Genomic DNA, 16,533 nt, shown 5'->3' with positions numbered 1-16,533 from the left:
AAAAAAGAGCCCTGAATTAACCAGGGCTTTTTTTGTCAGATTATCACTACTGAAACATTTCGCTCAATACGACTTCGGTATTCTTCTAATAGCTCCATTAACGAAGTATTGATGTTTACAGATTTCTTGGTTCTGGTAATAGTTACGTACAGCAGATTAAGTTCGTCAATAATTACTTCCCGTGGCTTCTTCATCACAACGGCTTCTATAATGGATGGGAAGTCGTCATTGATGATGACATGGTCAAATTCCTTTCCCTTCGAGGTATGGGCTGTGGTAACAATTAAATCAGCTTCCTTTTCTGTTCTGGCTTCATTCATCCTCATGGTCTCAACCATCCCGGGGATATCAGCATAGACTTCCATTAACTTAATCGCCCGCACCATGTCCACGTCCTTGGTGGTTTCTGCGATCTCTAAAAAATTTGCCCAGTTCCCGTATTCCGTAGTGATACGGTTATTTTTAATAGCAGCAATGTTACCTGTTTTTAGCGCATGTAAATCAAGGAGCTCGTCGAGACGGTATTTTGAAATACCTCCATTCCACATCACCCGTTTGCCCCACATAATCGACTCGTAGGCAGATTGTATGACTCCCATGTAGGTGCGGCTGATGATGGCGTAAAAGTTTTGATCCTGTATCGCCGATGGCTCAACGATAGCATCAAGACTACCCAGGCCTACCAAGGGGAACGTTTCACCCTTCATTGACAGCACAACGTTGGCCAGTGCTGCAACAAGAGGCCCAAACCGGAATGACTTAGTCAGGCGCATAACCTGAGCCCCGTGGTCTTCAACAATCTCAAGGGCGTTTTCCGCACCGCGCCAGCGGTTTATCACTTGGTGCTGGTCGCCGACAAAAACTTTGCAGCAGTTGTTTCTAAGAACGATATCGATCGTTACCGGATTTGCGTCCTGCGATTCGTCGAAGAGAATGACATTGTAGAACTGGTCTAGGGCTGGGTTCGATAACTGGAACAACTTGAGGATGGTATTCGGTGAGCAATAGGCATCGTTGAGTGGGTCAGATTGCATTTGCCATGTACGTTTTGCTGCACGTAGCGCTTGATCCAACCTGCTTTGAGATATTTTATCGGTTTTACTTAAGTCTTTAAGTACGTGTTCAGTAGTAATTTCGTGTTCATCTGAATTCATGAAATGGGTAAGCCCATTTATTGCAAGCTTAACCACTCTCCAGTCATCTTCACCCATCATTGCGCGGTATTCGCTCACGGATATAAACTGTCTGTATTTATGAGCAAAGTGTTTGTACCGGGTCACGGCCAAACCATGAGATGTTTTACACTCGACGTTTTTTGGGAATTTCTTTTTTGCATCATCTTTAATAGCTTTATTAAAAACGATATAGAGAATTTTGAGTGAGGGGTTTGCATCCGCGAATTCTTTTAGTGTAAAGGTCTTACCAGACCCCGCGTATGCCTGTACTGAAACAATACTGCCAGGTGTAGGTTTGAAACCTATGATCACGTTCTGTTCATCAGTTACCGGCATCAGAATTACCTTTATGTTAGATATCGTTTCATAGTACCTTTTGACACGGCGCGAATGATTTAAAAATGGGGGCAAATTGTACCCATTTTTAAGAATACAAATTTATCTGTTCATGAGTAATACAATAAGATAGTACCATCAAACTATTACTGCGGCCCTCAACAGGAGGTAATCTATGTTTTATTTATCGTCCTTTGTCTGGATGTCAATCTGGAGTCTGATTTCGATTTACATCTATTACAAAGATAAAAAGGCCGCGACTGCTGGCGAGTACCGTGTGGATGAACTGACGCTGGATGCGCTCATTGTGCTGGGCGGGTGGCCAGGTTGTTTCATTGCTCAACGAATGTTTAAACACAAAACACGCAGTGCTTACCAACGTCGGTTCCGGGTTATCGTTGCGGTCTGGATAGTTCTTTACATCGGATTATGGAATTTTCTATGGGCGGGAAATAAAATATGAAGATGTAAAAAAACCGGCCAGAGCCGGTTTTTTTTACATCCATGATGGTTACATGAATGCCGGTAAAGTGGTTTGCACTGCGTGGGATGCGGCCATCATGCCATTGATAATGTCCGGTGAGTAGTACAGGGAGATCGCACCACCAACAGCAACCGCCAGTGACATCAGACTCTGACGTACAACAGCAGCTGCGAGACCAACCAGAACGATAAGACCGATCAGCACCTTACCCAGAGAACCCTGCATGTAATCAGAGATTTTGAGCCATACATCGTCAAAACCTGCCTGGGTTGAACCAGAAGCGTGAGCGGTAACAATGGCAAGAATCAGAATGCCGGTGATCACCAGCGGGGTTTTAAACTTCTCAAATTTGATAGCGTTCATTTAAACATCCTTAATAACGAGTTTTAATAATTTCGATCTTTGGATGTTCTCCAGCTATTTAACGAGTTTGAGCCGGGAACTTTATTAATATAAAATTTGTTTTGTTTGATTTCATTGTTAAAGCAGGGCGTTATACAATAGCAATGTGTGATATAAGGTGACATTTATCCGTGTCTATTAACATATATGAAAATCTGGATGAAAACTTCTTTTTGAGTATGAAAGCCAACTTTACTAGTGTCACATTTAAACGAGGTGGATATGTTGAAATCAGAGGTGTTGGTCAGTACGTTGACATCGTTGGGATTATTATTTTTTTCTACTTTTGCACAGGCTGATAATCCAACAGAAGTAATGCTACCGGCTGGTGGCGTTAGAGTCGTTGTCGGATTTTCACCTGAAGGGTCTGCACAGAAAGCAATACTGGATCTGATCAATTCAGCTCAGCAGGAAATCCGTATGGCGGCATACTCTTTTACGTCACCCGTAATTGCGAAAGCATTAATTAATGCTCACCGAAGGGGAGTAGATGTCAGGATCGTAGTTGACAAAGGGCAAAATAATAACCGATATGCAGTCTCGACTATGAATACAGTAGTTAACGCGGGCATTCCGTTACGGACGAATGATCAATTTCTTCTGCACCATGATAAGTATTTGTGTGTTGATAGGATATCTGTTGAAACCGGTAGTTATAATTACTCAAGTTCGGCTTTCAATAAAAATAGTGAAAATAGCCTTGTACTTTATAACGCACCAGATGTTACAGCGCTGTATCTGGCCCACTGGGAATCTCGTTGGACTGGTGGTGTGGATTACATACCTAATTATTGAATTTTAATCAGGGTTCGGGATGAACCCTGATTTTATCATTTAAGAAACGCTTCAAGTTCGTCCATATCCAGGTCGTTATAAAATGAACGCCAACCTTTACGGGCTAAATTCGGATGCAGCATTTTGATGTTGCTTAATGGCATAATGCTGCTTAGTCCCATTTTAATAAAGTATTCATATACCAGGCGGCTGTACCGGTCAAAATCGGTAAGCGGTCTCGACAGAAGGTATGCTGCCTCTGACATAGTCAATCCCTGTATATGCAACCTGTAACCCAGCAGACGGCTGCATGTATCGCGCATAACACCGCGTGTTAGCGGGAATAACTCATCACTTACAAGATGTTCAGGTAAGTGAGTTCTCGGGCACTGAACAGGATTTATACCCCTGATATAGCACTCATCATTCTCAAGGATACAAAACTGGGGTTCCGGGCCGGAAAAAGAGTTACCAAGAAAGCCGCAGGGATCGATCACGCCACCACCCTTAAGTGCTATCCATCCGTACTGAGTTTCAGTGACTTGGTATAACCCACGATCTCCTGGATTGATGCGTTCTTTGACCTTTTTTCGACGTGTTCCTATAGTAGCAGTTCCGGCAATTACTCCCTGATCTACCAGTGCTCGGCATACGATGTAGGATCTCGCCTCTGACCATTCAATCCAGGGTAAACCAATGTGGTAACTGGTCGAAACCAGCCTTAAGCCGTCGATGCATGAATCTGTCATGTAACTTCTCCCGAAAAAAAAGCGCACCAAAGATGCGCTCGTATTTTCAATTCAACAGTCAGGCTTTGGATTTTTTGGCCAACTTGTCCGTTTGCTTAGAAAGTTCCTTTTTTGTGAATTTGAGGGAATCGGTTCGTTTATCAGGATCGCCAACAGCCTGAAGAATCAACGAGTAGGAGTTTTCGCCATTGAGTACAAAGAGGTCGGTTGCCTGCGACCATGCCCCCTTGTTTTCAGAACGCTGTACCCGCAGGATATTTCCTGGGAGGAGTGAGACTGACCAACCTTTTTCATCAGAAAGGTATACGTTGACCTTACCTTTCGATGGTAACAAGAATACTTTTGATGAAAAGGTTGAATAAACGAATACCGTATTTTGTCCCTGCGAATTGTATTCAACAGTTTTAAAGTGCCCACTATAGTCCAGGTCAGCGCCAGTAAGCGCATTCTTCTCCTGAACAACAAACTGTTGGGCTGTATAGCCTTCTGATGCTGCTTTATAGTCTGACGTAGCAGTAGTTTTAGTGGGTTCCGTATAACCGAACTCAGCTGGGTCAATTTGATGGCCAGAGGTATCTTTAGTGATGTTTTCAACACCTGCAATATCACGTGTGGTAGGTGATGGCGGTGTTTGAACCGGGTTGGTCTGCGCCGCAGCGTGTTGATTTGGTTCTGCTGTAACTGGAGCTGAAGCCGGGGCTTCACTAGTGGCCCCAGATAGTGCTTTTTTAGCGATTTCCTGTGCAGGAGTTATCTCAACCGTTCCAGGTTGCTCTGCGTTTTGTGAAACCTCGCTACCGTCAGTAAACCCAGGTTCAGCCTTAATTGAGTCAACCAATGACTGCGTAGCAGGATCTGACTTAGATACAACTGGTGAATTTGCATCCGGGTTAGCTGGTGGCGTGGTTGTGGCCATTTTTAGCATCTGATCGCCAAGATTATCAGACGATGCAGGGGAAACACCGGCGCTATCTTGCTTTGTGACAGTAGGTTCACTTTTATCATCATCAGGGGGCGCTGATGCGGGTTCCTGTTCATTATTTGTGATAGGAAGTGTCAGTGTTGGCTGAGGCCCAGCCTCATCGGTATCAAGGTCATCGTCATCCACATCGATACCATGTTGTTTTGCAATATCCGGGTTAACGCTGATCCCACTCTTTGCAACTTCGACGATAGATAGGTTCGGTTCTTTGTCTGGTTTACCATTCATTAAAATAAATGCGCCTAATGTGCTTACCGCAAAGATACCGGCAACCAGGATACTCAAGGTTTTTTTAGAAAATCGCGCCTTAACACTGGGGGTTTCATCTCCAGCATTCTGCGCTGCGCGTTCGCGTAATTTCTCCTGGCCGTATTCAGCACTTGTGCCACGTTTTTCACTCGTCATTGAAAACCTCGTTGATCACTATTCGTTCTGGCCGAAGCCCCAACTCACGGTGTATATGAAAGTGAGCATGATATGGAAAGCCCCATAATCGCGTGAGATGGTTGCCCCGGAATTGATTAGGAAAATATGCTCTCGCGATAATAAACGGATTATATCTTGAGGGAGGTAGCTCTCGAAATTTTGCGGCCTGAAAACGACCGCAAAATGAGATGGTTTTCTTGAAAATAGATTTCTAGAGGTTACGGGTTCCTTTACAAATTGGGTAAGCCGAGCAACCATAGAAATAATTTCCATTCGACATTCTTCTAACCATTTTGCTATGGCAACGGGGACAGCTAGGTATGACATTAAGATCGTATATTTGATTCTCACCTGGACCAACATTTATTATCTCAGTGGCAGGCGGGGGGATTTCTTTATCCTTGATTATTTTCAGAAGTCTGGAACCATCGATAAGCGATAATGTTCCTTTAACATTTGCGCTAAGAGCGAATTCCCATGCATCCTGAGTAAAGAACCCAGAGGTGATGATATAACCCCGCTCATATGCATTGGCTTGCACTACACCGTAAATTTCGCGGACTACCGAGACTCCTACTTTGCTGGTTTTCCATAATTTGCACTGTACCATTTCGCGGCGACCATCTTTTTGCAGCAGAATGTCGACTCCGCCGTCAGCTCCTGTATTAGTCAGAGTTGCTTTGTAGCCATTGAGTTCGAAATGCAGTCTTATAATCTTTTCGAATTGCTCCCATGTCATATTCGAGAGAATTTTCTGGGAATCATTTCCATCCTGAATGGAGGAGTAAATTCGACGTACTTCAGCAAGTTGTACATTTTTTAGCAATGTTGCGACAAACATCATCATCGAAAGGGTTAGAGATGCGCCTCGAAGGATTTCAGGGAGTATGTTACTCACGCCTACAGCAAAACGATTCATTACGAGTGCTAGGTCATCAGTACTGCTTGCAATAAACTGATAATACAAATCGCCTGGAACGTACACATAATTAGTAAGAGAAAGAATATATAGCAAGCAGGAAATCGGGAAGCCGATATACCACCGGAAAAAATAGGTTTGCTGGCTAGCACCACTGTTTCTCCATGACTGGATATTAAAAATAACGCCGAAGACTTCCTTTCCTGTACGGGTCATCGACATCTGGAGAGACAATTGTGTAATAAAGAGGCCCGCAATGACCAACGGGCCATCATGTAGAAAGAATAAAGCTAATGACGCTAGCAGGAAAAAGCACCACTGGAATTTGGCGCATCGGGACATTCCTTTTGCTGCCAATTTTCTAAAAACCATATGGTCACCATTCATTCAGAATTAATTCTAAGAAAGGTGCGCCTCAGTATCCCATTACAGTTATCAATGAATACATCGTAAAACATGACTGATAAACAAATCAGGGCAAATGTATAAACGATGATTTCTTCAACATATGGAAAATCAGGGTAAATCGCACCTAAATAAATTGCTGACAGTACAAGATACCCACCCCACAATTGGAACAACCGTGGTCTTACTAACAACCATGTGAGTAACGCCAGTACCACTAAGTTTGCAATGCCTATGGCGTTGATCGTCTTTATGGAAGTGAGCGGCACAAAGTACAGAACGCAATAAACGCTACATATCAGAATCACAATGGCGTAAATCACAACACGCTGGAGTAGAGAGTTCATGGTTTCCTCATACACTTTACAGGCCTGTATAACAGAATACCACCGTGTAGCGATTGACGAAGCATATCAGTGTATCTAGTTAATCATTCTCATCTCCCTCACAAGCAATTTGGCTCGGCATCCAATAAGGATGATTTGAAGTCTTGACGTAACTGAACACCATTCTGCATGGAACGCTCGTTAAGTTCGCAACTATCATACTTCTGTCACTGTTTTCAAGGAATTCAGCGCCAGAAAGTTCATTTTCATTCCAGAGACCAGCATTAGAAAGGGTTGCCATCGCATCTGGAAGCGCGTTTATTGCCTTGGTTGCGGGAATTGGTAATTTATCCCGACTTCCACAACCCAGGATAAGGAAGCATAAAAGAACAGTCGTGATAGATTTCATTCTCTCTTCCTCATTTTGGTGTTGTGGGTATTAAAGAGGTCGATGGCTTCAGTTCCCGTGATGGGTATCCAGTAAGGAGGGATGGCTGGAGCCTCATAAAATGGAATTCTCCCGCAGCCTGCTACGGGTAGAGAACAAACAAACAGGATTTCGTCGAACTGGTTTTCAAGTGCCCACAACTGGCTGTACCCAACTAATCCATTTAATTTTGCTTCATGGTGAATTTTCAGAATCGAAAATACAGCCTTCGCAAAACCAAATGGTGGGTTACCAAAGCGTATTGGATCGATACCCAGCGATGTCAGTGCAGACTTCGATATATCATTAAACCTATTGAATAGCGCAGAGCCATGTTCATGGTCTGTTCTTAGGGCAAAAGGAATAGTATTGTCGGGGCTAATTAAGCATTGCTCTTTGAATTGACGGAAACCAGACACACGTTGGATATGGCATTCGACTGATCGCAGAAACAAATCAGGCACACAAAAATCATGAGCAGTAAAACCTTCGAATCCTTCATCGTTACAGAGCTGGTTTGTTAACCTGAACCACAATTGGTAGGCAGATAGTACCTCCTCGTAAGTGCTTCTGACCTCCACATTATTGGTTTTGTAAAAGGTTTCGATCATCATGACTGATTACCTTTGATGCGGCTGCTGTCGTTGTTTAATGGAACGGTCACCTGAATCCCCACGCGCCAGAAAGCCTAAATTGACGATCCTGAAATTTACTCGCCCTACGAGACTATCATGGGGAATGAGACCTCTGAGGTTCCTAGGTGTGCCAGGGGGATTGTCCCAGTAACGGGAATCAAGCGAATGGTCTCGGTTATCACCGGCCATAAAGTAGTATCCTTCGGGAATGATCCATTTCTTACCCGTTTTCACGTAGCCGATACGGTTATCTGTCTGGAAGATATAACTTTGACCGGCAGTGTCGGTATCTGCCTGGTATTGAGTAGTAAAACCATCTTTTTTAATCTGGTTTCCGTTTTGTTTACCGTTTATCGAGAAGATTTTCTCTTCGTTGTATGTGACGGTATCGCCAGGAATACCTAATACGCGTTTGACATAGTAAACGCCGGGAACAGAAGGGGCGTTAAAAACGAGTACGTCCCCACGCCTAATAGCGCGATGATCGAATAAACCACCTACACGCTGAGCGATAACCAAGTCTCCAGGTTTTATAGTTGGGTACATGGATTCTGTCGGGATCAGGAATACACCGCCGAGAAACTGAAAGGACACAATAACCGCAAGCGACAATGAGGAGGAAACTATCAACCAATGTTTTGGACGACGAGACCTTATCAGCTGATAAGAGAGGTAAAGTGCAGAGATGATAAAAACAATAATTAACGGTTTCATGGAGTTATATACCACGCTTAATATTTTTTGCGTAATTAGAGAGCGATTTACCCAAAAACAGGTATACGAGACAGGTGAAAAGGTAAACAAAATGGATGCTGGTGGTTTTTTGGGCTAAAGTGAAAAATTGGTTCGCCTGCCCACCAGCTAATGTGTAATTGAGTTGAACTGTTGGTTTTTCAGCATCGACATAAAAACTTCTAGTTTTCATGAAGGTTAACGGCTTGAAAAATACTTTATAACCAACTCGTGCATAAATTGTGCATGTTGTAATGGTTATTACCAACGGCACATAGAATGGAATAATTGTATTGAGCCAGCACAATAATGACCACACCAGCACTGAATCCAGTAGAAACCTGGCAATAGAGTTGGCCTGCGTTCTGCCCGCTACCACCATAATGGGTATAAATTTAACCATGAAATCCACCATAGTTATACTTGTTTACACCATCTTATAGACAGACAAATTTTCTCCGACTTTTTTTGAACGCAAAACGACCCCGAAAAACGGACATTATATGGTCAGGAATTTCGATAGTTTAAGAGAACATGGTAAATTTTTTCTATCGAAATTTGTGGAGAATTGAAATGAGCAGTGATGCCACTAAGATGGTTGAAGCCTTTGTTAAAGACCCATTAAGTTACGATAGATTTGGGCCAGAGCTTATTTCAAATCAAAAATGTGTCCTCAACATCAATGGGCATGAAATGTCAATTGATGAAGCAGTTAAGATGAGTGATATTGAAAAGTCGCTCTTAGATGAAATTTACCATCTCATAGACGCAATGACAAAAGCGGAAGTCAATTTCTCAAAGGGAAAAAAGAATCTTTTTCGTCGGATGTTCGATCATTTAACAGGTTCCGAAATCTTACGGAAAGCCCAGCTAGATATTTATAACAAAGTAGTTATGAAACTATGCGAACGGATACCTGATCATTTCAAAATGCTAACCGCTCATGCTGAAATCACGAAGGGTTTGGAGGCAATCTATGCGCAAGATATTCATCAGCTAGAGGTTTTCATAGATGTTGTTGAGTCATATCTGAAAAATAAGAACGAGTGTGACTATAGTGTCACAAGCAATGAATATATGGCAATTAACAGGCTACGGATAAGAGTTAATAACTTTCAGGGAGTTCTTGTTGGTTTAAAACTAAGTCAGGTTCAAGCACAAATGAGCTATGAAACAGCTGTCGATGTAAAAGATAGCCTTCGAGATATTAAAGATAATTTATTACCTATGTGGGAAGGGCAGGCTAAGAACATCAACGCCAGTGGTGTTTGTAGTGGTATTGATGAAGTGGCTCATGAAAAATTCAAGAAGCTGGTCAATAAATTAAATAAGAACATAAGGTGAGATAACATGAAGATCATAAATAGTATTGATATATTAGATGTCAAAGTGGCTAAGGAATTTGATAAATATGCTGTTGATGTAAGTATGGAATCATCAATAAAAGATGCAGTCAGATCTTTCCAGATTGGTGATATTGATGCCGCGCATAACTTTGGACGATTGGAGGACACTACTGATATTAATTATCTTGATAACCTCCTTCTCAGCGTCAGCTCATCATCTCAGGGCAAGAAGGGAGAGACTCTGAATGAGATTGTTGCACTGGCTCGTGAAGTCAGTAATGCAGTCGAACCAAGTTATCTTCAAAAGAAACTGTCACGGATACCGTATGTTGGGCCTTTCATAATGAAAGCCATCGGTCTTCATTTTAGTGCAATGTCAAGATTTGATTTAGTTAAAGGACAAATCGATATTTTAACCTCGGATATCGAAAGCATATCGGAGGGGTTGTTTGAAATGAATAAAAATATTGATGGAATGTATGACCAAGCTTTAACTAGTGTAAAAAATACAGGGGTTAACATTGTAGCTGCCTATTACATTCTGGAGAAGTTACAAACAGTTCAGGCTTCTATTCGTAAGGAACTAAAAAATCAGCCTGATAATACCATGCTGAGCATGGAAGCAATGAATATTGAACATCAAATCGCCCTCATAACAAAACGTCGAAATGACATGATCACGGAACAACAAAAGGCATTTGAAGACCTAAAGATGATGAAAATGATGAAGTTCAATAACCTCTCGATGGTAGACCAGTTTGAAACTATTATTAAAGTAACGATACCATCTTCTAAACGCAGCCATCTTATTATTGACCAGGCCGAAAGGAGTGATAAAAGCTCATTACTGATTCAGGCAATTGGTGATTCTGTAAATCAACAAGCCAGACGTCAAGCTTTGTTAGTAAAAGAGAGCAGTATTCGTGTAGCCAAAACAGCTAATCGTACTGTATATGATGTTGAGACAATTGATTACATATCAAACCAGATCAATGAGGCCGGTCGAGAAATTAAAAAAATCCACGACCGAGCCAAGACGCAACATACCCAGCTTGAAGCTCGCGCAGCGCAATGGAAGGAGAAGCGTTTTATGGTAGCAAAAGAACTGTCTTCCAAATAATAGTTAAATTTAGAGGATGTGCTATGGCTAGAATCAGACAAAGTAATCCATATGATGATGTTGAGAATGCTATTAGACGGAAGCGTGATAGAGCTATATATTTTACCTTAGCTATATCTCTAATCTTCGCTATTATATTTCTAATATTATGGTTTTGTATTCCATCAGACATGCCAGTAGATGAGCAAGTCAAACAGGTTTCTGACGATATATTCAACATTCTACGCTCCAATGAGTTAGTTCCTGAAAATGCTTTTGATACGACAGGATCATTTATTTCCATATATGGAAGAGTTGGTGTGGGTGTATGTATATTGATTGTAATACTAGGGGCAATTATTAATGGGAATGGTTTACAACTTGAGATAATGACAAGTTGCATAGTATTGTTTGTAGGGTTTAATTTATTTATTGCTGCATTTGGTGATGAGCCTCATAATTATAAATACAATACCGACAAAATAAGTACTGCTATGAAAACTGGAGACTTGGACTCTTTGTATGAAATCTATGGAGACAGAGGGAGTTTACTAAGAAAGTCAGTTGAAAAAGCACTTGCAGATCCTAAACCAGCTACTGCAAAAAAACTGGGAGATATCGATGGCCTGTTACTCAGAGGTGTAATAATTACTGCTGAAAAAGTATCTGATAGCAATTATAAAAATCATCTTGGAAACTTGGTTTTGTTAATGCCTGAATATAAAGAGGATAGTGTCAAAGACAAAAACACACTGTTTGATTCACAACTTTATAAAGCTATTGATTACCATATTTATGACATTGGTTACAAGTCTGGTGCGCTTGCTTCAAATCCTCTTTCTGCTTGGAAGTCGGGAAATGATCTTAAATCCAATTATATTAAATATATTATAAAAAGTACTGCTCTAATATTTTTTATACTTGCCGTAATTTTTGTGGTGATTATACTGCTGACGGTTAGAAATGGCCGTAGGCTTACTTATTTGATAGAGTCTAATATTAAATATCTGTCGAAATAAAATAAAACGCCCCTGCGGAGTATATAGTAAAAACAGTGTCTATTCGCGTGTGAGTGAGTGACAGGGCTTTACATATAACGTCAGCGGCTTTCATTTCAAACGTACATACTGTGTATAATGGTATGTACGTTTTTTATTTGCGCCGAGTCCTTCGGCGGTAACCATTCATCCATGAATTTTTGTTCAGTGTTTAATTGCACCTTGTGAGTGCGACTTGTTCCAACAAGTCGGGAGAGATAGGAGTTACGTCATTGGTTTAGCAGGACGGGGATAGTTATTTGCGGCAAGTACAGAGTTGTCGCCGCATCCATGCGGCTTTGACAGTTCAGTTGTTCACTCATTGATTCACCTTCTTGATTAATTGCACTTAATTTACCACCACATTGCAACCGCTCCTTACCACGTGTTGCAAATTAATCGCACCACAACTTTCACGGAAAGTACCACTTCGTCGGATCTCGGCTTTGTGCCAAAAACGGACATTGACTTTGGCTGTTACTGAATTGCAGGTTTTAGTTAATCCACGAATAAATCTCCCAAACACCTGCACTATCCATCAACAGTATAAGCTGATTTAACGTTTAGTATTTCTTATTAAGTTTTTAACCACGGTCTTGCGGGCGCGAAACCGCTAGAGCGCTTACTTAGCGAAATGATGTACGCTTGGAAGCAATTGATTTAGCGTGGATTAAAGGTTAACTTCTTCTGAGTAAAATTCATAAAAGAAGGCAATAGTGACCTGCTCCCCGTTGATTAGTACACCCCGATGTTAGTAATGTCTTCATAAGCCACATGAGGACATCCCCATGAAGAAGCGTTTTTCCGACGAACAGATCATCAGTATTCTCCGCGAAGCCGAAGCCGAAGCTGGGGTACCCGCCCGTGAACTCTGCCGCAAGCATGCCATTTCCGATGCCACGTTTTACACCTGGCGTAAGAAGTATGGCGGTATGGAGGTGCCTGAAGTTAAGCGCCTGAAGTCGCTTGAGGAAGAGAACGCCAGACTCAAGAAGCTGCTTGCCGAAGCCATGCTGGATAAAGAGGCGCTTCAGGTGGCTCTTGGGCGAAAGTACTGACGACAGACCAGAAGCGGGAAGCCGTGATGTTGATGTGTGATGCGACCGGTCTGTCGCAACGTCGTGCCTGCAGGCTTACAGGTTTATCCCTGTCGACCTGCCGCTATGAGGCTCACCGTCCGGCTGCTGATGCGCATTTATCAGGGCGCATCACTGAGCTGGCACTGGAGCGCAGGCGTTTTGGCTACCGTCGTATTTGGCAGTTGCTGCGCCGTGAAGGGCTTCATGTTAATCATAAGCGCGTGTACCGGCTTTATCACCTCAGTGGCCTGAGCGTAAAACGCAGAAGACGTCGTAAAGGGCTGGCAACAGAACGTCTGCCGCTGCTCCGTCCGGCGGCGCCCAATCTGACCTGGTCGATGGATTTCGTCATGGACGCACTTTCCACCGGTCGCAGGATCAAGTGTCTTACCTGCGTCGATGATTTCACAAAGGAATGCCTGACGGTCACTGTTGCCTTTGGGATTTCAGGCGTTCAGGTCACGCGTATTCTGGACAGCATTGCACTGTTTCGAGGCTATCCGGCGACGATAAGAACTGACCAGGGGCCGGAGTTCACTTGCCGTGCACTGGATCAATGGGCCTTTGAGCATGGTGTTGAGTTGCGCTTAATCCAGCCGGGCAAGCCAACGCAGAACGGATTTATTGAGAGCTTTAACGGACGATTTCGCGATGAATGTTTGAATGAGCACTGGTTCAGCGATATCGTTCATGCCAGGAAAATTATTAATGACTGGCGGCAGGATTATAACGAATGCCGCCCGCACTCCACGCTGAATTATCAGACACCGTCTGAATTTGCAGCGGGCTGGAGAAAGGGTCATTCTGAGAATGAAGATTCCGACGTTACTAACTGAGTGTTGTATCTAATCGTGGGGGCAGGTCACTTGGTCGGTGCCATGACGCGACTATTTTCAGGTGATTGCTGATACAACTCACAACAGGCTTGAGCAATGTCGCTCTTTGCCGTTTCGTGGAAGTGAATAGCCCCCGTACTTAGTTTTTCAGGCACGATACCTTGATTAATGAGCTTGGAGTATTCAGGAAGGCACTGTTGCAAAGTTAGCGATGAGGCAGCCTTTTGTCTTATTCAAAGGCCTTACATTTCAAAAACTCTGCTTACCAGGCGCATTTCGCCCAGGGGATCACCATAATAAAATGCTGAGGCCTGGCCTTTGCGTAGTGCACGCATCACCTCAATACCTTTGATGGTGGCGTAAGCCGTCTTCATGGATTTAAATCCCAGCGTGGCGCCGATTATCCGTTTCAGTTTGCCATGATCGCATTCAATCACGTTGTTCCGGTACTTAATCTGTCGGTGTTCAACGTCAGACGGGCACCGGCCTTCGCGTTTGAGCAGAGCAAGCGCGCGACCATAGGCGGGCGCTTTATCCGTGTTGATGAATCGCGGGATCTGCCACTTCTTCACGTTGTTGAGGATTTTACCCAGAAACCGGTATGCAGCTTTGCTGTTACGACGGGAGGAGAGATAAAAATCGACAGTGCGGCCCCGGCTGTCGACGGCCCGGTACAGATACGCCCAGCGGCCATTGACCTTCACGTAGGTTTCATCCATGTGCCACGGGCAAAGATCGGAAGGGTTACGCCAGTACCAGCGCAGCCGTTTTTCCATTTCAGGCGCATAACGCTGAACCCAGCGGTAAATCGTGGAGTGATCGACATTCACTCCGCGTTCAGCCAGCATCTCCTGCAGCTCACGGTAACTGATGCCGTATTTGCAGTACCAGCGTACGGCCCACAGAATGATGTCACGCTGAAAATGCCGGCCTTTGAATGGGTTCATGTGCAGCTCCATCAGCAAAAGGGGATGATAAGTTTATCACCACCGACTATTTGCAACAGTGCCCTGTTAATTCTGCTGGCGGTAGTCGTTTGGTTTACCCTGCCAGAGAGGAAAATACGGCAATTGGGCAAACAGCGTGCCACACCTCACTGATTAGGGTGTGGTTAACACTTCATTAATTAAACAGTCATTACTCTTACTTAACTGTGTGATATACCTATTTAGGGTTTGAAACATTAGAGTTTGAAATAGGTAAGGTCTGAGCAATGACTGAGCAAACGTCCCCCGCACAACTTGATCTCGATAGCGCGGCTCAGCCCCCCAGAGTTTATATCCGGGGGGACTGGGTGTTGGCGCATTACTGCGTTTTGGAGCCGCGCGTTGCGCAATTGCGCGCTAATATGCCCAGTGGGGGGGTATTTGATCTCAACCAACTGGGGGCGTTAGATACCGCCGGTGCAACGTTGTTAGCTCTGCTTCTGGGTGAGGACCGTGTAGCAAATTTACGCGAACTTGCGCCTAAATTGCCAGAAGAGCGGAGGATATTACTTGAAACGGTAAGCCATGTATTGCCTGACTTAACCCCTGAGTTGTCTGAAAAACCCACACGGTTTTGGCTTGAGATGCTGGCTAATACCGGCCGTTCGGTAGATAACTTATGGCAAGATATTAAGTCACTATTGGGCTTTATTGGTCTGGCGCTGGAAACCTTGCTGGGAACACTTTTTCGCCCCTCCCGCTGGCGCATTACCTCATTAATTGCCAATATTCAACAGATTGGCCTCAATGCTGTGCCGATCATTATGTTGCTCACCTTTTTGGTGGGGGCAGTTATCGCCTTTCTCGGTGCAACCGTACTCACTACTTTCGGCGCGGGCATTTTTACCGTCGATTTGGTGGTATTTTCTTTTCTACGTGAATTTGCGGTACTGCTTACCGCGATCCTGATGGCAGGGCGAACAGCCAGTGCTTTTACCGCTGAAATTGGCTTGATGAAAGCCAATGAAGAGATTGATGCTATCCAAACACTGGGCTTGAATCCGGTCGAACTGTTGGTGCTACCGCGCGTCTTGGCACTATTGATCTCTCTGCCGATGCTAACCTTTATTGGCATGGTTTGCGGTATTTTCGGTGGCATGGTGGTGTGTGCCTTAACACTGGATATCTCTCCCACTATGTTTTTGTCGATTATGCAAAACAGTAATGGGTTGCAGCATTTTCTGGTGGGAATAAGTAAAGCCCCTATTTTTGCTTTCCTGATTGCTATTATTGGCTGTCTGGAGGGGTTCAAAGTAACCGGTAGTGCTGAATCAGTCGGGGTTCATACCACCACCAGTGTGGTGCATTCGATCTTTGTGGTGATTTTGCTTGATGCCGTGGCAGCGCTATTTTTCATGGAAATGGGGTGGTGAGCCAA

The 16,533-nt window shown here is 43.6% G+C and carries 17 protein-coding genes; 7 read left to right on the top strand and 10 right to left on the bottom strand.

Annotated elements, in window-relative coordinates; genetic code table 11:
- Positions 1 to 35: 35 nt before the first annotated feature.
- Positions 36 to 1,511 carry a UvrD-helicase domain-containing protein gene (locus HV261_RS24260; protein WP_007372217.1) on the bottom strand — a complete coding sequence of 492 codons (1,476 nt, stop codon included), beginning with the start codon at positions 1,509 to 1,511 and terminating at the stop codon, positions 36 to 38.
- Between the two features lie 175 nt (positions 1,512 to 1,686).
- Here HV261_RS24260 and HV261_RS24255 point away from each other — a divergent pair, with 175 nt between their 5' ends.
- Positions 1,687 to 1,974: a DUF1294 domain-containing protein gene (locus tag HV261_RS24255; RefSeq protein WP_007372216.1), complete on the top strand. Its 288-nt coding sequence runs from the start codon at positions 1,687 to 1,689 to the stop codon at positions 1,972 to 1,974.
- Between the two features lie 48 nt (positions 1,975 to 2,022).
- On the opposite strand, the gene traA is transcribed toward HV261_RS24255, so the two are convergent.
- The gene (traA, locus tag HV261_RS24250) at positions 2,023 to 2,358 is read right to left on the bottom strand and encodes a TraA family conjugative transfer protein (RefSeq protein ID WP_007372215.1); all 336 of its coding nucleotides are present in this window, start codon (positions 2,356 to 2,358) and stop codon (positions 2,023 to 2,025) included.
- Between the two features lie 261 nt (positions 2,359 to 2,619).
- On the opposite strand from traA, the gene HV261_RS24245 reads away from it, so the two are divergent.
- Complete coding sequence (locus HV261_RS24245; RefSeq protein ID WP_016241591.1) at positions 2,620 to 3,192, top strand: phospholipase D family nuclease; 573 nt, start codon at positions 2,620 to 2,622, stop codon at positions 3,190 to 3,192.
- Between the two features lie 35 nt (positions 3,193 to 3,227).
- On the opposite strand, the gene HV261_RS27820 is transcribed toward HV261_RS24245, so the two are convergent.
- The 7 genes from HV261_RS27820 to HV261_RS24210 all read right to left on the bottom strand — a co-directional run bounded on the left by HV261_RS27820 (position 3,228) and on the right by HV261_RS24210 (position 9,175).
- Complete coding sequence (locus tag HV261_RS27820) at positions 3,228 to 3,920, bottom strand: hypothetical protein (protein WP_016241592.1); 693 nt, start codon at positions 3,918 to 3,920, stop codon at positions 3,228 to 3,230.
- A 58-nt stretch (positions 3,921 to 3,978) separates the two neighbouring features.
- Positions 3,979 to 5,307, bottom strand: coding sequence for a prolipoprotein diacylglyceryl transferase (locus HV261_RS24235; protein WP_007372213.1), 1,329 nt, complete (start codon positions 5,305 to 5,307; stop codon positions 3,979 to 3,981).
- A gap of 232 nt (positions 5,308 to 5,539) precedes the next feature.
- Positions 5,540 to 6,619 (bottom strand): restriction endonuclease, encoded by a 1,080-nt coding sequence (locus HV261_RS24230; protein WP_007372212.1) that lies wholly within the window; start codon positions 6,617 to 6,619, stop codon positions 5,540 to 5,542.
- 459 nt (positions 6,620 to 7,078) lie between these two features.
- Positions 7,079 to 7,387, bottom strand: coding sequence for a hypothetical protein (locus HV261_RS24225; RefSeq protein WP_016241595.1), 309 nt, complete (start codon positions 7,385 to 7,387; stop codon positions 7,079 to 7,081).
- Complete coding sequence (locus HV261_RS24220) at positions 7,384 to 8,019, bottom strand: hypothetical protein (protein WP_016241596.1); 636 nt, start codon at positions 8,017 to 8,019, stop codon at positions 7,384 to 7,386. Before HV261_RS24220 ends, HV261_RS24225 begins: the two co-directional genes overlap by 4 nt.
- A 6-nt stretch (positions 8,020 to 8,025) precedes the next feature.
- On the bottom strand, positions 8,026 to 8,754 hold the full coding sequence (lepB, locus tag HV261_RS24215; protein ID WP_007372211.1) for a signal peptidase I: 729 nt from the start codon (positions 8,752 to 8,754) through the stop codon (positions 8,026 to 8,028).
- 4 nt (positions 8,755 to 8,758) lie between these two features.
- A complete protein-coding gene (locus HV261_RS24210; protein WP_016241597.1) occupies positions 8,759 to 9,175 on the bottom strand; it encodes a hypothetical protein in 417 nt (138 codons plus the stop codon).
- 170 nt (positions 9,176 to 9,345) lie between these two features.
- Here HV261_RS24210 and HV261_RS24205 point away from each other — a divergent pair, with 170 nt between their 5' ends.
- From HV261_RS24205 to HV261_RS24190, 4 genes are all read left to right on the top strand, one after another.
- Entirely contained in the window at positions 9,346 to 10,116 is a 771-nt protein-coding gene (locus HV261_RS24205) for a hypothetical protein (protein WP_016241598.1), read from the top strand.
- A gap of 6 nt (positions 10,117 to 10,122) precedes the next feature.
- Positions 10,123 to 11,238: a toxic anion resistance protein gene (locus HV261_RS24200; RefSeq protein ID WP_016241599.1), complete on the top strand. Its 1,116-nt coding sequence runs from the start codon at positions 10,123 to 10,125 to the stop codon at positions 11,236 to 11,238.
- A 23-nt stretch (positions 11,239 to 11,261) separates the two neighbouring features.
- Positions 11,262 to 12,236, top strand: a complete 975-nt coding sequence (locus tag HV261_RS24195; protein WP_202039748.1) for a hypothetical protein — start codon at positions 11,262 to 11,264, stop codon at positions 12,234 to 12,236.
- Positions 12,237 to 13,042: 806 nt separating this feature from the next.
- A protein-coding gene (locus tag HV261_RS24190; protein ID WP_085954994.1) for an IS3-like element ISSen4 family transposase occupies positions 13,043 to 14,169 on the top strand; the annotation gives its coding sequence in 2 pieces (ribosomal slippage) (positions 13,043 to 13,307 and positions 13,307 to 14,169; 1,128 coding nt in all).
- A gap of 242 nt (positions 14,170 to 14,411) precedes the next feature.
- Here HV261_RS24190 and HV261_RS24185 read toward each other — a convergent pair.
- Complete coding sequence (locus HV261_RS24185) at positions 14,412 to 15,116, bottom strand: IS6-like element IS26 family transposase (protein WP_001067855.1); 705 nt, start codon at positions 15,114 to 15,116, stop codon at positions 14,412 to 14,414.
- Positions 15,117 to 15,382: 266 nt separating this feature from the next.
- On the opposite strand from HV261_RS24185, the gene HV261_RS24180 reads away from it, so the two are divergent.
- Entirely contained in the window at positions 15,383 to 16,528 is a 1,146-nt protein-coding gene (locus tag HV261_RS24180) for an MlaE family ABC transporter permease (RefSeq protein ID WP_001325018.1), read from the top strand.
- Positions 16,529 to 16,533 lie beyond the last annotated feature (5 nt).

It is taken from the genome of Citrobacter sp. RHBSTW-00671 (assembly GCF_014103415.1).
Taxonomy (GTDB): Bacteria; Pseudomonadota; Gammaproteobacteria; order Enterobacterales; family Enterobacteriaceae; genus Citrobacter.
The sequence above is the reverse complement of the archived record's forward strand: the minus strand, read 5'-3'. Positions and strand labels throughout refer to the sequence as shown.

What these genes read in the sequence shown, in the direction of transcription:
- HV261_RS24255 (WP_007372216.1), top strand. Translation starts at nt 1,687, where the DNA reads ATGTTTTATTTATCGTCCTTTGTCTGGATGTCAATCTGGAGTCTGATT.
- HV261_RS24230 (WP_007372212.1), bottom strand. Translation starts at nt 6,619, where the DNA reads ATGGTTTTTAGAAAATTGGCAGCAAAAGGAATGTCCCGATGCGCCAAA.
- HV261_RS27820 (WP_016241592.1), bottom strand. Translation starts at nt 3,920, where the DNA reads ATGACAGATTCATGCATCGACGGCTTAAGGCTGGTTTCGACCAGTTAC.
- HV261_RS24185 (WP_001067855.1), bottom strand. Translation starts at nt 15,116, where the DNA reads ATGAACCCATTCAAAGGCCGGCATTTTCAGCGTGACATCATTCTGTGG.
- HV261_RS24235 (WP_007372213.1), bottom strand. Translation starts at nt 5,307, where the DNA reads ATGACGAGTGAAAAACGTGGCACAAGTGCTGAATACGGCCAGGAGAAA.
- lepB (WP_007372211.1), bottom strand. Translation starts at nt 8,754, where the DNA reads ATGAAACCGTTAATTATTGTTTTTATCATCTCTGCACTTTACCTCTCT.
- HV261_RS24180 (WP_001325018.1), top strand. Translation starts at nt 15,383, where the DNA reads ATGACTGAGCAAACGTCCCCCGCACAACTTGATCTCGATAGCGCGGCT.
- HV261_RS24220 (WP_016241596.1), bottom strand. Translation starts at nt 8,019, where the DNA reads ATGATGATCGAAACCTTTTACAAAACCAATAATGTGGAGGTCAGAAGC.
- HV261_RS24205 (WP_016241598.1), top strand. Translation starts at nt 9,346, where the DNA reads ATGAGCAGTGATGCCACTAAGATGGTTGAAGCCTTTGTTAAAGACCCA.
- HV261_RS24210 (WP_016241597.1), bottom strand. Translation starts at nt 9,175, where the DNA reads ATGGTTAAATTTATACCCATTATGGTGGTAGCGGGCAGAACGCAGGCC.
- HV261_RS24195 (WP_202039748.1), top strand. Translation starts at nt 11,262, where the DNA reads ATGGCTAGAATCAGACAAAGTAATCCATATGATGATGTTGAGAATGCT.
- HV261_RS24200 (WP_016241599.1), top strand. Translation starts at nt 10,123, where the DNA reads ATGAAGATCATAAATAGTATTGATATATTAGATGTCAAAGTGGCTAAG.
- traA (WP_007372215.1), bottom strand. Translation starts at nt 2,358, where the DNA reads ATGAACGCTATCAAATTTGAGAAGTTTAAAACCCCGCTGGTGATCACC.
- HV261_RS24245 (WP_016241591.1), top strand. Translation starts at nt 2,620, where the DNA reads ATGTTGAAATCAGAGGTGTTGGTCAGTACGTTGACATCGTTGGGATTA.
- HV261_RS24225 (WP_016241595.1), bottom strand. Translation starts at nt 7,387, where the DNA reads ATGAAATCTATCACGACTGTTCTTTTATGCTTCCTTATCCTGGGTTGT.
- HV261_RS24260 (WP_007372217.1), bottom strand. Translation starts at nt 1,511, where the DNA reads ATGCCGGTAACTGATGAACAGAACGTGATCATAGGTTTCAAACCTACA.